We start from the raw sequence: 13,490 nt of genomic DNA, 5'->3' as shown, positions 1-13,490 counted from the left end.
AGAGCACCCGCACCCCACCGGGCAAAAGGTGGGGCGCGGCGCTTCAGGGCTGGCGAATCTCGGCGACCCGCGCGCTGTCCACCTTCACCTCGGGGTTGCCGAACTGCGCGGTGAGGTAGTTCACCAGGGTGGCGATCTGCTCGTCGTTCAGCGTGCCGGCAAAGCCGGGCATGAACACGTCTTCGTTGCCCACCCTGCGCTGCACGCCGCCGAGCACCACCTGCACCAGGTTGTCGGGTTGCAGGGCGCCCACTGCGCTGTTTTTCAGCAGCATGGGGTAGTAGCCGTCCTTCACGCCTTCGCCGCTCCACGAATGGCAGCTGGCGCAGTTGCCCAGGTACAGACGCGCCCCGTCGTCGTGCTTCTGCGCAGCGAAGTCTTCTCCGCGCAGGGTGACTACGTCGTCCGCCGGCTTACCCCAGGCAAAGCGTGCCTTGCGCTCGCCGTCGCTGACCTCCGGCACGCTGCGCAGGTAGCTGGCGATGGCCTGCAGGTCGGCGTCGGTCATGTACTGGAAGCTGTGCACCACCGCCTCCGCCATGGGCCCGGCGGCCTGGGCCTTGCCGGGCACGCGGCCGGTCTTGAGGTACTGGACGATCTCCGCGTCGCTCCAGCCGCCGATGCCGCTGTGGGTGTCGGGCGTGATGTTGAAGGCGTACCAGCCGCCCAGGGCGGCGCCGGAGAGGAATCCCGTGCTGCGCTCGTCCATGGCCTTCTCCTGGAACGCCATGCCGCGCGGGGTGTGGCAGGTACCGCAGTGGGCCAGACCCTGGACCAGGTAGGCGCCACGGTTCCAGGCGGGGCTCTGCTTCGGGTTGGGCTGGTAGACCGAATCGTCGTGGAACAGCAGGTTCCAGATCGCCAGCGGCCAGCGCATGTCCAGCGGCCAGGCGATGTCGGAGTCCTGGTTTGGCTGGGCCACGGCCTGCACGCCGCCGTTGAGGAACCAGGCATAGAGCGCCTTCATGTCCTCGTCGGTGACCTTCGCATAGGCGGTGTAGGGCATCGCCGGGTAGAGCCGGGTGCCGCCCTTGGCCACGCCCTCGCGCACGGCGCGGGCGAAGTCGTCATAGCTGTAGCTGCCGATGCCGGTCTTCGGATCGGGCGTGATGTTGGTCGAGTACACCGCGCCCAGTGGCGTGGCCAGTGGCAGCCCGCCGGCGAAGGGTTTGCCGCCCGGCGCGGTGTGGCAGGCGGCGCAGTCACCGGCGCGGGCCAGGTATTCGCCGCGTTGCAGCAGTTCCGCCGGCGCTGGGTCGAGGGCCTTGGCGGCATGCGCCAGCAGCGGTGTGGCAAGCAGGGCCAGCAGCAGGAGTGGTTTCATGACTTGGCCTCCTGCTTCAGGTGCTCGGCCAGGCGCAGGGCCAGGGCGGCGATGGTCAGGGTGCAGTTCACCGAGCCGACGGTGGGCATCACACCGCTGCTGGCGATGAACAGGTTAGGGTGGTCGTGGGTCCGGCACTGGGTGTCCACCACTGAGTCCTTAGGGTCTGCGCCCATCAGAACGGTGCCGGTGATGTGGTTGTTGTTGGCGAAGCTGTCGTCGAACGTCACGTCCTCGCCGCCCAGCAGCTTGGCGGCGTGGGCGTAAACCTCGCGGGTGTGCACCGCGCTCTTGCGCACGTAGTCGTCCATTGCATAGGTGAACTCGGGCTTGGGAATGCCCGCCGCGTCGCGCTCGGTGGTGCTGGGCACGATGCGGTTCTGCGGGTGCGGGAGAATTTCGTGGAAGCTGTCGAAGCGTACGAAACGCGCGGCGCGGTCGCGGATCTTCGCCTCCAGGTCGTGGCCCAGCAGCAACGGCCCGTGGCGGATCAGCTCGGTGGCCACCTGGTCGGTGCGCGAGAGGTTGGACAGGTGGATCTTCTTCGACGCGTACTCGCTGCGGAAGGCGCCGTCGCGGAAACCCACCATGGAGGTCATCTCCTGTGGGCCGCGGCCCGGCCAGAGCTTCTCATCGGCATAGAACTGCACGGCGGTGCCGGGGTGGTCCATGAGGTTGCGGCCGACCATGTCCGAGCTGTTGCCGACCTCGGACATCAGCATCAGCTTGGGCGTCTCGATGCCATTGGCGGCGAGGATGAAGGTGTCGCCCTCGACGCGCACCTCGTTGCCCTGCGGGTCCTTGTACAGCGCCGCGACTATCTTGCCGGCCTCGCCTTTCTCGAGCTTGAACACCACGGCGTTTTCGATCAGCCGGGCGCCGGCGGCCTCGGCTTTCTCGACATGGACGATGCCGTTGTACATCGCGCCGATGGGGCAGATGGGCATGCAGTTGTTGTTGCCGCAGCAGGTCGGCCGGCCATCGTAGGGGCGACTGTTGCGCGCGACCGGTTCGGTGACCACGCGGTAGCCATTGGCGTTGAGCAGGGTCTTGATGCGCTGTTCGTTCCACGACAGCGGTAGCGGCGGCATCGGGTAGGGTTGGCTGCGCGGCGAATCGAGCTCCTCGTCGCCGGGCCCCCAGACGCCCAGTTCTTCCTCGGCGCGCTGGTACCAGGGCTCCAGCTCGCCGTACTCAATAGGCCAGTCGCGGCCTACGCCATAGAGGCTGAGCAGCTTGAAGTCGTTGGGCAGGAAGCGCCAGGCGGACGCCGCCCAGTGCCAGGTGGTGCCGCCCACGGCGCGGATGTACTGCACGTCGTAGGGGTGTTCGCCCTTCTGGATCAGGTAATTGTTGTCCGGCTTGAACTGCGGGTGCGGCGCGTATGGGGTGGACGGGTAAGGCGCCTGGTTGTCGGATTTGTCCGCCTGGTTGCGGAAGCGCTCGACGATCTCCCAGCGGCCCATGCGCGGGCCCGCTTCGAGGATCAGTACGTCCTTGCCGGCCAGGGCCAGTTGATGGGCGACCAGCGCGCCGGCCACGCCAGAACCGACCACCACGAAATCCGCACGTTGCGTATCGGCCATGCTCACGCCCCCCGCTCGGTGGGCTGGGCAGCCCAGAAGCCGGGCTTGTTCGGGCAATAGCTGCGGATGACCAGCACATCGTCCACTGCGCGGAACATCAGCGCCTGTTCATAGGTGACCACGGTGGCCCCGGTGTCATCGCCGATCTGCCCCAGGTACCAGCCGCCGAGAATCTGTCGGGCCAGCCACTGTTGACGTTCGTTCCAGCTGTCCGGGGCGTCACCCAGGCGATCGAGCAACTCGACCAGGCTCTGCTTGAGCGCGCTGTCGCGCTGTACCAGGGCCTGGAACAGACGCTGGCCGATGCGAGGGTCGAGGTTGCTGCGCCCGGTGAGGCGCTGCGACAGGGTCATGAAGCCTTCGAGCTCCGCCTCGGCCTGCGGCGTCAGCGCGGCCCAGGTGCGGGCGGCGGGGCTGAGCAGCACGCCACCGAGCGCGGCGCTGGCACAGGCCACCGCCAGCAGGCGGCGGCGTGACAGGGGGAAGGTGGGCAGTTGTGCCTCGGACATGAAGACCTCTCTTGCAACAGGCGAACGGTTGAGGAGCGCGGTCTGTCGCCGCTTGAATCGGGTGTTGGTCGGCCAGGGTGGCGATAGCGCGCCCAGGCCCTTAGTATTGCCGCTTGTTCAGATTCTGCCGGGCGATTGGTTCTGCCGGCGGCCCACCCTGGAGCCGCGCCGCAGAGCCTCACCGACCGGCCTTTGGGTGAAACCGCAGCGATGAAACAGTACCTCGACCTCATGCGCCACGTGCGCGAACACGGCACCTTCAAGAGCGATCGCACCGGCACCGGCACCTACAGCGTGTTCGGTCACCAGATGCGCTTCGACCTCGCCGAAGGCTTCCCGCTGGTGACCACCAAGAAGTGCCACCTCAAATCGATCGTTCATGAGCTGCTGTGGTTCCTCAAAGGTTCGACCAACATCGCCTACCTGAAGGAAAACGGCGTCTCGATCTGGGACGAATGGGCCGACGAGAACGGCGACCTGGGCCCGGTCTACGGTTACCAGTGGCGCTCCTGGCCGGCGCCGGACGGCCGCCACATCGACCAGATCGCCAACCTGATGGACATGCTGAAGAAGAACCCGGACTCGCGCCGCCTGATCGTCTCCGCGTGGAACCCCGCGCTGATCGACGAAATGGCCCTGCCGCCTTGCCACGCGCTGTTCCAGTTCTATGTCGCCGACGGCAAGCTCAGCTGCCAGCTGTACCAGCGCTCGGCCGACATCTTCCTCGGCGTGCCCTTCAACATCGCCAGCTACGCGCTGCTGACCCTGATGGTCGCGCAGGTCGCCGGGCTGCAGCCCGGCGAGTTCATCTGGACTGGCGGTGACTGCCACCTGTACGCCAACCACCTGGAGCAGACGGACCTGCAGCTGACCCGCCAGCCGCTGCCGTTGCCGACCATGAAGATCAACCCCGAGGTGAAGGACCTGTTCGACTTCCGCTTCGAGGACTTCGAACTGGTCGGCTATGAAGCTCACCCGCACATCAAGGCGCCGGTCGCTGTCTGATCTGTCCTCGATGAAAAAAAGGCCGGCGCAATGCCGGCCTTTTTCATTTCTGCACGATTCCTTTTGTAGGAGCGAGCTTGCTCGCGAACCGCCCAGCGCCCGAGCGACCGGGGATTCTGTTCGCGAGCCAGCTCGCTCCTACGAAGAGCCAACAAGCACGCGCGTGCCATTCATATGGTGAATAACCGTTTCGCCTGGCGGTACGAGGTTTCATGATCCTGCATCGCATTGCTATGCTCCCCCGGCTGGCCGCCGATCCGTGGCCAACGGATTTTCCGCACTACAACGACAAGACCGGGGACCGTCATGCAGCCTTTCAGCTTCGCCACCACCGCGCAGATTCTCTGCGAAAGTGGTTCCGCCGCCCGTCTGGGCGAGCTCTGCCGCGAGCGCGGCGCCCAGCGCGTGCTCATCGTCACCGACCCCGGCATCACCCGCCTGAACATGCTCGACGGCGTGCTGCCGGGCTTCGCTGCGGCCGGCGTGGCGGTTGAGGTCTTCGACCAGGTTGTGGCCGACCCGCCGGAAAGCGTTGTGCTGGACGCCGCCGATCAGTCGCGCCGGATGGCCGCGCAACTGGTGATCGGCTATGGCGGGGGCAGCTCGATGGACGTCGCCAAGCTGGTGGCGCTGCTCGCGCATCCACTGGCCTCCCAGGGGCTGAAGGACATCTTCGGCGTCGGCAACGCCCGCGGCCCGCGCCTGCCGTTGATCCAGGTGCCGACGACCGCCGGCACCGGCTCGGAGGTCACGCCCATCGCTATCGTCACCACCGGCGAGACCACCAAGATGGGTGTGGTCAGCCCGCACCTGTTGCCGGACCTGGCGGTGCTCGACGCCGACCTCACCCTCGGCCTGCCGCCAGCGGTCACCGCCGCCACCGGCATCGATGCCATGGTTCACGCCATCGAGGCGTATACCAGCAAACTGAAGAAGAACCCGCTGTCCGACCTGCTGGCCCGCGAAGCCCTGCGCCTGCTGGCGTTGAACCTCGACGAAGCCGTGCACAACGGCCGCAACCGCGAGGCGCGCCAGGCCATGCTGCTGGGCGCCTGCCTGGCCGGGCAGGCCTTCGCCAATGCTCCGGTGGCCGCCGTGCATGCGCTGGCCTATCCGTTGGGCGGGCATTTCCACATTCCCCACGGCCTGAGCAATGCGCTGGTGCTGCCGGAAGTGATCCGCTTCAATGCGCCCGATGCCGGCCCGCTCTACGCCGAACTGGCGCCGTTGCTGCTGGGCAAGCGCCTGCGCAACGATGCCGACCCTACCGAGCAATTCATCATCGAACTGGCCGACCTCAGTCCGCGCAGCGGCTTGCCGTCGCGCCTGCGCGATGCCGGCGTGCCGGAAGACAGCCTGCCGCGCCTGGCCGCCGATGCGATGTTGCAGCAGCGCCTGCTGGTGAATAATCCCCGTGAAGTCAGCGAGAGCGACGCGCTGGCCATCTACCGAGCTGCCTTCTGAGAACCCGATGAGCGAACAGCACCCCAGCCGCGCCGACTACGCGCATTTCCAGCCGATCACCACCCGCTGGCACGACAACGACATCTACGGTCACGTGAACAACGTGACCTACTACGGCTTCTTCGACACCGCCGTGAACACCTACCTGATTGAGCGCGGTGGCCTGGATATCCACGACGGCGACGTCGTGGGCTTCGTGGTCAGTTCCAGCTGCGACTACTTCGCGCCGGTGGCCTTCCCCGAGCGCATCGAGGTCGGCCTGCGGGTCGGCAAGCTGGGCAACAGTTCGGTGCAATACGAGCTGGCGGTCTTCCGCGAGGGTGAGGAACTGGCCTGTGCGGCGGGCAAATTCGTGCACGTATTCGTCGATCGTGCGAGCAACCGACCGGTGTCGATCCCAGCGCCGCTGCGCGAGGCGATGGAGATGCTGGTGCGCTTATGACGGGCTCTTTGTAGGAGCGAGCTTGCTCGCGAACCGCTCCGCTCCGAAGCTCCCGGCAGAATGGTTCGCGAGCAAGCTCGCTCCTACAGTGGTTGTCTCACCAGCCCATGGGATAGTGCTCGATCCGGCACGGCCGACTGTTGCCGTCGCCCTTGCAGATGCCGTCGAGGTATTGATAGCGCATCCACACCCGCTGGCCCGGCGCCGGCCAGTGCTTGCGTGGGATGCGACTCTGCCAGTCGGCGCTTTCCGGTTCGAAGGCAATCAGCTCGCCCTTTTTCGGGCATTGCGTGCCAGCCGGGCTGGCCTTGACCGATTCCACTCGGCCCTCGAGCCCTCTAACGGGCAGCTTCAATGCTTTGGTGATCTGTACTTCCAGCCGGCAAACCTGCCAGGTGTCGGCGTAAACAGCGGGCGTCACGCAGAGGGCCAGCAGTGTCCCGGCGATAAAAGCAACTTTCACGGTGAGCTCCTTGCAACCATGGATTCCTGCCCGGCAAGCCTATACAGCTTCACCGGGCCGCGCGTTCTTGAGGGTTGCCCCAGGGGATTACCGGGCTTATTCTGGGCCCCGGTCGGCAGTTCACCCAGGCGTCGCCGCCTCCGTATGGAGAGCGCTAAACCTGCCGCGCGGTTCCCCGCACCTTTGACGATCCGACACACTTTCTTCAGTGCCGCATCGGAATACGGCGACCCCCGATAACCTCCTGCGCGAGGTCTAGGCACGCAACGAGGATTGCACTGTGTCCAGGCAACGCTTGCCCTATCACGCCCCTGACATCTCCGCCCTGGCGAAATCGCTGGTGCGCCAGCTCGACGACTCGTCTGAGCGCCCCGGCCATGTCGAGATGCTCAACCTGCTCGCCCGTGCGGTGGGCTTCCGCAACTATCAGGCGCTGCGCGCCAGCCATGAAGCAGAGTCGCGACTCGCACGGGGAGCCGAGCCCGAGGTAGTGGTGGACTTTCGCCGCGTCGAGCAATGGCGGCGCTATTTCGACGAGGCCGGCTGCCTGCAGCGCTGGCCGAAGAAGCACAGCCATCGCGAGGCCTGTCTCTGGGTGTTGTGGTCCCGGCTACCGGCGCGGCTGCGCTGGAGCGAGCGGGCACTCAACGACCGGCTGCGAGCCCAGGAGAGCCTGGGTGATCACCTGTTGCTGCGCCGCGCGCTGGTGGATGGCGGCTGGCTGGGGCGCACCGAGGATGGTGGCGAGTACTGGCGTATCGAGCAGCGACCGCCCGCTGAGCTGGGCGCGCTACTGTCCTGCCTGCCCAGTGGGGCATGAAGGCGACGTCCTGAACGAAAAAGCCCGCCAATAGGCGGGCTTTTTCACACCGGCATCGGTCAATCGTCGTGATGCTTGTGTTTGTGCTTGTAGTGGCCTTTGCCCTTGTGATGACTGTTGTTGCTGCTGTGGTGGTCATCATCATTGTCATCGGCCAGGTGGTTGCCCAGCGCGCCGCCGGCAGCACCGCCCAGGCCTGCGCCAATGGCGCCACCGGTGGAACCACCGACCTTGTTACCGATGACCGAACCGCCGGCTGCACCCAGGCCGCCGCCGATGGCTGCCTCGGTCTTGTTGCCGTTCTTCGCGCCCATCGCGCCACCCGCGGCACCGCCTACGCCGGCACCGATGGCCGCGCCGGTGGAACCGCCCAGGGCGCCGCCGACCACGTTGCCCAGCGCGCCACCGACACCGCCGCCGATCGCGGACTTGGTGTCGTCGGCCACGGCGTGGCTGGCCAGCAGGGCCAGTGCCAGAACAGAAAGAGTCTTACGCATGTTGCGAACCTGAAGGTTGGAAGTATCGGAAGAATTGTCCCGCACACAAAACAGCCGGGCAACCAGGCCCGGCTGTCAGCCGTCGCTTACGTGGACTGATCGAGGTTTGCTATGTCCCGGATCAATCCCAGTCGCGATGGTGCTTGTGTTTGTGCTTGTACCAACCGCGATGGCGGCCGTTATCGTGCCAGTGGCGATCGTAGCGGCGATCGTCATAGCGCGCATGGCGGTAGCCGCGGCGGCCGTCGTAGTCGTCATCATCGTCACGGTTGCTGTCGGCGTAGTGGTTGCCCAGTGCGCCGCCCGCGCCGCCGCCCAGGGCCGCGCCAATCAGGCCGCCCGTGGTGCCACCCATCTTGTTGCCCAGGACCTGGCCGCCGGCAGCGCCCAGGCCACCGCCAATGGCGGCTTCTGTCTTGTTGCCGTGGCGTGCGCCCATGGCGCCGCCTGCTGCACCGCCAAGGCCACCACCAATGGCGGCGCCGGTGCTGCCGCCGACCGCCTGGCCGACCGCAGTGCCCAATACCCCGCCCAGGGCGCCACCGACGCCGGCACGGGTGTCGCCGTCCGCGAAGGCGGTGCCACCAACCAGCGCAAGAGACAACAGGAGCATCGAGGAGTACTTCATAGAGAGGATCTCTCTGTGGGGATGTTGGAAGCGATCCTCGGTTCGTGCGAAGGCTCTGACAAGGGGGTTCCGACGAGTAACACGACTTTCATCAAATATTGCAAGTATTTGATTTGTGGTCAGAACTTTTTCGATTTCGGGCGGTCTGAGTGTTATTCCAGGGTTCCGCTTTTGACGTGTTTTTCTCACAAAATGCCATTGAAATGATGGCTTTTCACGAAAAGTGACCTGGCCCTTCCGTGTTTACCCTTCATCCCTCTCCGATGTTGTGCAGATCCCGCAGACTTTTCGCAGGGCAGGGTCATGTGGCGTGCGCAAAAAAAGCTTCGCGAGCAAGCTCGCTCCTACAAAGGCACGAGGCTTTTCTGTAGGAGCGAGCTTGCTCGCGAATGCGCTTGAATGGCGTTCCGACCAGAGCGCCATGCAGCTTCAGGCGATGCGTTGACTGGGCTGCGCCTTCTCGAAACGGATGGCGACGAACTTGGACGTCGGCGTGTGGCTGCCTACACCGTGGCTGTCCAGCGGCACCAGTGGGTTGGTCTCGGGGTAGTAGGCCGCAGCCTGGCCGGCCGGAATGTCGTAGGCCAGCAGGGTGAAGCCGCTGACGCGGCGGTCCACGCCATCGGACCAGAGCGACACCATGTCCACCTTCTCGCCGGGCTCGAAGCCCAGACGGCGGATGTCGGCTTCATCGGCGAACACCACCTCGCGGTGGCCGCGCACGCCGCGGTAGCGGTCGTCCAGGCCATAGATGGTGGTGTTGTACTGGTCGTGGGAGCGCAGCGTCTGCAAGATCAGGTGCGGCTCCTGGCCGGTCTCGCGGATCTTCGCGTGGACCAGGTCCGCCGGCAGCGGGTGGCCGTGGAAGTTGGCCTTGCCGCTGGCGGTGTTCCAGCGCCGTGAGCCGGCCGAGTTGCCCAGGTGGAAGCCGCCCGGATTGGCCACGCGCCGGTTGAAGTCGGTGAAGCCGGGAATGGTGTCGGCAATCAGGTCGCGAATGCGGTCGTAGTTGGCGATCATCGCGTCCCAGTCCACCGGGTGGTTGCCCAGGGTGGCCTTGGCAATGCCGGCGATGATGGCGGGCTCGGAACGCATCTGCTTCGACGACGGTTCCAACTGGCCGAAGGACGCGTGGATCATGCTGAACGAGTCTTCCACCGTCACTGCCTGCGGGCCCTCGGCCTGGCGGTCGATGTCGGTGCGGCCCAGGCACGGCAGGATCAGCGCGTCGCTGCCCACGGTGAGGTGGCTGCGGTTGAGCTTGGTGCTGATCTGCACGGTCAGCGCGCAGCTCTGCAGGGCGCTGTGGGTTCTCGGGCTGTCCGGGGTTGCCTGGGCGAAGTTGCCGCCCAGGCCGATGAACACCTTGGCTTGGCCATCGAGCATGGCGTTGATCGCCTCGACGGTGTTGTGGCCGTTCTCGCGCGGCACCTTGAACTGGAAGCGCCGCTCGATGGCATCCAGCAATGCAACCGGCGGACGGTCGTTGATGCCCATGGTGCGGTCGCCCTGCACGTTGCTGTGGCCGCGCACCGGGCACAGGCCGGCGCCGGGGCGGCCGACGTTGCCGCGCAGCAGTTGCAGGCTGACCAGTTCCTGGATGGTCGGCACCGAGTGATGGTGCTGGGTGATGCCCATGGCCCAGCAGACGATCACCCGTTCGGCGCGGCGGTACATGATTGCAGCCTGCTCGATCTCCTCGAGGCTCAGGCCCGACTGCTGGACGATGTGATCCCAGCTGGTGTCGTCCACGGCGGCGAGGTAGGCGTCGACGCCCTGGGTGTGCTCGGCGATGAACTCATGGTCGAACACCGCCGGCTCGCCCTTGGCCTGGGCTTCGCGTTCCCATTGCAGGAGGAACTTGGCCATGCCGCGCACGGCCGCCATGTCGCCGCCCAGCGCCGGGCGGAAGAACGCGGTGTTGAGCGGCTCGGAACCGTTGGTAAGCATTTCCAGCGCGTGCTGCGGGTGCTGGAAACGCTCCAGGCCGCGCTCCTTCAGTGGGTTGAAGGCGACGACCTGGGCGCCGCGCTTCACCGCCTCGCGCAGCGGTTCGAGCATGCGCGGGTGGTTGGTTCCGGGGTTCTGGCCAAAGACGAAGATCGCATCCGCGTGCTCGAAGTCATCGAAGGTGACCGTGCCCTTGCCGATGCCGACACTTTGACCCAGCGCCACGCCGCTGGCCTCGTGGCACATGTTCGAGCAATCGGGGAAGTTGTTGGTGCCAAAGGCACGAACGAACAGTTGGTACAGGAAGGCGGCTTCGTTGCTGGCCCGGCCGGAGGTGTAGAACTCTGCCTGGTGCGGGCTTTCCAGTGCATTCAGGTGCCGGGCGATCAGCGCGAAAGCGTCGTCCCAATCGATCGGCTGGTAGCGGTCGGTGGCCGGGTCGTAGCGCATCGGCTCGGTCAGGCGGCCCTGGTATTCGAGCCAGTAGTCGCTCTGCTCGCGTAGCGAACTGACGCTGTGGCGGGCGAAGAACGCCGGGTCCACGCGACGCTTGGTGGCTTCCCAGTTGACCGCCTTGGCGCCGTTCTCGCAGAACTTCACGCGGCCATCTTCCGGGGAGTCGCCCCAGGCGCAACCGGGGCAGTCAAAACCACCGTTCTGGTTGGTCTTGAGCAGGGCGCGCAGGTTCTTGAACGGCTGCTTGCTGTCGAGCCAGAAGCGCGTGACGCTGATCAGCGCGCCCCAGCCGGCGGCGGCGCCCTTGTAGGGTTGGTAGCGGGGATTTTCTTGCTGCAGGCTCATGGAGTCTCTTTCTTCGAAGATGCGGGCGTTCAGGCGGCTGGTGGGGCGGGGCTGTATACCCGGGGCGCGCTGCGGTGGGGCAGGTGGATCAGGTTCAGGTTGTGCTCGCGCGCCCATTGCACGGTGAGCGCGGTGGGCGCGGACAGGCTGACCAGGGTCGACAGCCCGGCGCGCACGGCCTTGTGGATCAGTTCCAGGCTGCAGCGGCTGGTGACCACGGCGAAGCCGCCGGCCAGGTCCAGGCGCTGGCGCTTGAGTGCGCCGACCAGTTTGTCGAGGGCGTTGTGGCGGCCGATGTCCTCGCGGCACAGGCGAATCTCGCCGGCGGCATCGACGAACAGCGCAGCGTGCAGGGCGCCGCTGCGGCGACCAATCTCCTGGACGGCATTGACCCGTTCACGCAGATGCTCGAGGTGCGCGGCGGGCGGCAGCGGAGCCGCCGGCAGGAGCGGCAGGTCGGGTAGCGCCTGGTCCAGCGCCTCGACGCCGCACAGGCCGCAGCCGGTGTTGCCGGCCAATTGCCGGCGCTGGTCCTTGAGAGCCCAGAAGGCGCGATTGCTGACCTGCACCTCGGCAGCGATGGCATCGCCATGGGGTGTCAGGCGTACGTCATAGATGTCGTCGATGGACTCGATGAGGCCGGCGCCGAGGCTGAACCCGTGGACGAAGTCTTCTAGGTCATTCGGCGAGACCATCATGACCGCCTGGCTCAGCCCGTTGTAGGCAATGGCCAGGGCCGTTTCTCCGGCCAGGGCGGCGCGACCGGTGGCGCTCTCCGGGGTGAGTTCGGTGTAGCTGTAGCCGTCGGCAGGCACGACGGCGTCCCGGACCGCGGCGCTGGCCGGGCGGGTGATCAGGCAAGGCATGGGCAGAGCCCTGTGGTTCTAGTAATACATCCAGCCTATGCCCATGCCGCGGCAGCGTCTAATGGCTGCTGTCGATGTTGTGATCGACGCGCTCTATCGGTCGCTCTCGGCGTTCCCCAGCAGAGCGGCTGCTTCGCGGAAGCAGGCTTCGGCCAGTGCTGAACGCGGCTCGCTGCGGCGCAGGATCAGGCCCAGTGACGACAGGGTGCGCGCGTCCTCGATCGGCGTAAGAGCAAAGTGTTCGCCCTGGGCGTCCAGCCCGCTGCCCAATGGCATGATCGCGCAGCACAGGCCGCGCTCCACCGCCTGCACCAGTTGGTGCACGGCGTCGGTCTCCAGGCGCGCCTGGGGCGTCAGGCCACGGCTGCGGAAACCGTGGTCGATGGATTGGCGGAAGTGCATCCCGGCCGAGAGAAGGCCCAGCGGTAGCTCCGCCAGTGCATCCCAGCTCAGGCTTGGGCTGTCGAACTGGAAGTGACGGCGATCGTGCAGCAGGCCCATGCGCGTGGCAGCCAGTTCGAGACTGTCGAAATGTTCGCGGTCGAGGCGGTCCAGGTACGACAGACCGAGGTCCAACTGGTTGCGGCCGAGACCTTCGAGGATGTGCTCTGAGCTCAGGGCGAACAGCTGGAAGCGCAGCTCCGGGTGGCGCTGGGCGAACAGCTCGATCAACTGCATGGGATCGAAGCCCGCCAGCGGCACCAGGCCCAGGCGCAAGGTGCCGACCAGTTGGCCTCGGCACGCGGCCGCTTCGGCGTAGAGCCCATCGTGGGCCGCCAGCAGGCTGCGGGCCCAGGCCAGCACACGTTCGCCGGCTTCGGTGAAACCCTCGAAGCGCTGACCCCGGCGCACCAGTTCCAGGCCCAGCTCTTCTTCCAGACTGCGCAGGCGCATGGACAGCGTCGGCTGGGTGACATGGCAGCGCACCGCCGCCTGGCCGAAGTGCCGCGTCTCGTCCAGGGCGCAAAGGAATTTCAGCTGCTTGATGTCCATCGGCGGGAAAACTCCGGGGGCGTTCTGTCGGGTCGGGGCGGGAATAGGGCTTTTCCGTCAGGCGCTGCGGAAGTCGCCGTCTAGACTCCAGGGGCGCGCGGTCTGCCCAATGCCGGCCGCCTGTCACTGTAACCGTAGGGAG

General features: G+C 66.2%; 13 protein-coding genes. 4 read left to right on the top strand and 9 right to left on the bottom strand.

Going from position 1 to position 13,490, the window contains the following annotated elements:
* Nucleotides 1–43 precede the first annotated feature (43 nt).
* Genes ACNFH5_RS01260 through ACNFH5_RS01250 form a run of 3 tightly spaced genes read right to left on the bottom strand, consistent with a single transcriptional unit; the run spans nucleotide 44 to nucleotide 3,419 of the window.
* Nucleotides 44–1,324, bottom strand: a complete 1,281-nt coding sequence (locus ACNFH5_RS01260) for a c-type cytochrome (protein ID WP_416743636.1) — start codon at nucleotides 1,322–1,324, stop codon at nucleotides 44–46.
* Nucleotides 1,321–2,910 (bottom strand): GMC family oxidoreductase, encoded by a 1,590-nt coding sequence (locus ACNFH5_RS01255; protein WP_416743634.1) that lies wholly within the window; start codon nucleotides 2,908–2,910, stop codon nucleotides 1,321–1,323. Before ACNFH5_RS01255 ends, ACNFH5_RS01260 begins: the two co-directional genes overlap by 4 nt.
* Before the next feature lie 2 nt (nucleotides 2,911–2,912).
* The gene (locus tag ACNFH5_RS01250) at nucleotides 2,913–3,419 is read right to left on the bottom strand and encodes a sugar dehydrogenase complex small subunit (RefSeq protein WP_416743632.1); all 507 of its coding nucleotides are present in this window, start codon (nucleotides 3,417–3,419) and stop codon (nucleotides 2,913–2,915) included.
* A gap of 210 nt (nucleotides 3,420–3,629) precedes the next feature.
* Here ACNFH5_RS01250 and ACNFH5_RS01245 point away from each other — a divergent pair, with 210 nt between their 5' ends.
* The 3 genes from ACNFH5_RS01245 to ACNFH5_RS01235 all read left to right on the top strand — a co-directional run bounded on the left by ACNFH5_RS01245 (nucleotide 3,630) and on the right by ACNFH5_RS01235 (nucleotide 6,330).
* A complete protein-coding gene (locus ACNFH5_RS01245; protein WP_416743631.1) occupies nucleotides 3,630–4,424 on the top strand; it encodes a thymidylate synthase in 795 nt (264 codons plus the stop codon).
* Between the two features lie 306 nt (nucleotides 4,425–4,730).
* On the top strand, nucleotides 4,731–5,888 hold the full coding sequence (locus ACNFH5_RS01240) for an iron-containing alcohol dehydrogenase (RefSeq protein WP_416743629.1): 1,158 nt from the start codon (nucleotides 4,731–4,733) through the stop codon (nucleotides 5,886–5,888).
* 7 nt (nucleotides 5,889–5,895) lie between these two features.
* Nucleotides 5,896–6,330 (top strand): acyl-CoA thioesterase, encoded by a 435-nt coding sequence (locus tag ACNFH5_RS01235; RefSeq protein WP_416743627.1) that lies wholly within the window; start codon nucleotides 5,896–5,898, stop codon nucleotides 6,328–6,330.
* Between the two features lie 97 nt (nucleotides 6,331–6,427).
* Here the strand turns inward: ACNFH5_RS01235 and ACNFH5_RS01230 are convergent, their stop codons facing one another.
* Entirely contained in the window at nucleotides 6,428–6,793 is a 366-nt protein-coding gene (locus ACNFH5_RS01230; RefSeq protein ID WP_416743626.1) for a hypothetical protein, read from the bottom strand.
* 280 nt (nucleotides 6,794–7,073) lie between these two features.
* On the opposite strand from ACNFH5_RS01230, the gene ACNFH5_RS01225 reads away from it, so the two are divergent.
* Entirely contained in the window at nucleotides 7,074–7,613 is a 540-nt protein-coding gene (locus tag ACNFH5_RS01225) for a DUF2087 domain-containing protein (RefSeq protein ID WP_416743624.1), read from the top strand.
* 59 nt (nucleotides 7,614–7,672) lie between these two features.
* Here the strand turns inward: ACNFH5_RS01225 and ACNFH5_RS01220 are convergent, their stop codons facing one another.
* The 5 genes from ACNFH5_RS01220 to ACNFH5_RS01200 form a co-directional block, all read right to left on the bottom strand.
* Nucleotides 7,673–8,110 carry a glycine zipper domain-containing protein gene (locus ACNFH5_RS01220; RefSeq protein WP_416743622.1) on the bottom strand — a complete coding sequence of 146 codons (438 nt, stop codon included), beginning with the start codon at nucleotides 8,108–8,110 and terminating at the stop codon, nucleotides 7,673–7,675.
* A 121-nt stretch (nucleotides 8,111–8,231) separates the two neighbouring features.
* Complete coding sequence (locus ACNFH5_RS01215; RefSeq protein WP_038803491.1) at nucleotides 8,232–8,738, bottom strand: hypothetical protein; 507 nt, start codon at nucleotides 8,736–8,738, stop codon at nucleotides 8,232–8,234.
* Nucleotides 8,739–9,167: 429 nt separating this feature from the next.
* Nucleotides 9,168–11,489 (bottom strand): FdhF/YdeP family oxidoreductase, encoded by a 2,322-nt coding sequence (locus tag ACNFH5_RS01210; protein WP_416743620.1) that lies wholly within the window; start codon nucleotides 11,487–11,489, stop codon nucleotides 9,168–9,170.
* A 29-nt stretch (nucleotides 11,490–11,518) separates the two neighbouring features.
* The gene (gene fdhD, locus ACNFH5_RS01205) at nucleotides 11,519–12,355 is read right to left on the bottom strand and encodes a formate dehydrogenase accessory sulfurtransferase FdhD (RefSeq protein WP_416743618.1); all 837 of its coding nucleotides are present in this window, start codon (nucleotides 12,353–12,355) and stop codon (nucleotides 11,519–11,521) included.
* A gap of 93 nt (nucleotides 12,356–12,448) precedes the next feature.
* Complete coding sequence (locus ACNFH5_RS01200) at nucleotides 12,449–13,348, bottom strand: LysR family transcriptional regulator (protein WP_416743617.1); 900 nt, start codon at nucleotides 13,346–13,348, stop codon at nucleotides 12,449–12,451.
* Between the last annotated feature and the right edge of the window lie 142 nt (nucleotides 13,349–13,490).

The organism is Pseudomonas sp. NY15435, assembly GCF_048068295.1.
Classification (GTDB): Bacteria; Pseudomonadota; Gammaproteobacteria; order Pseudomonadales; family Pseudomonadaceae; genus Pseudomonas.
This window is presented reverse-complemented; position numbering and strand designations above follow the sequence as displayed.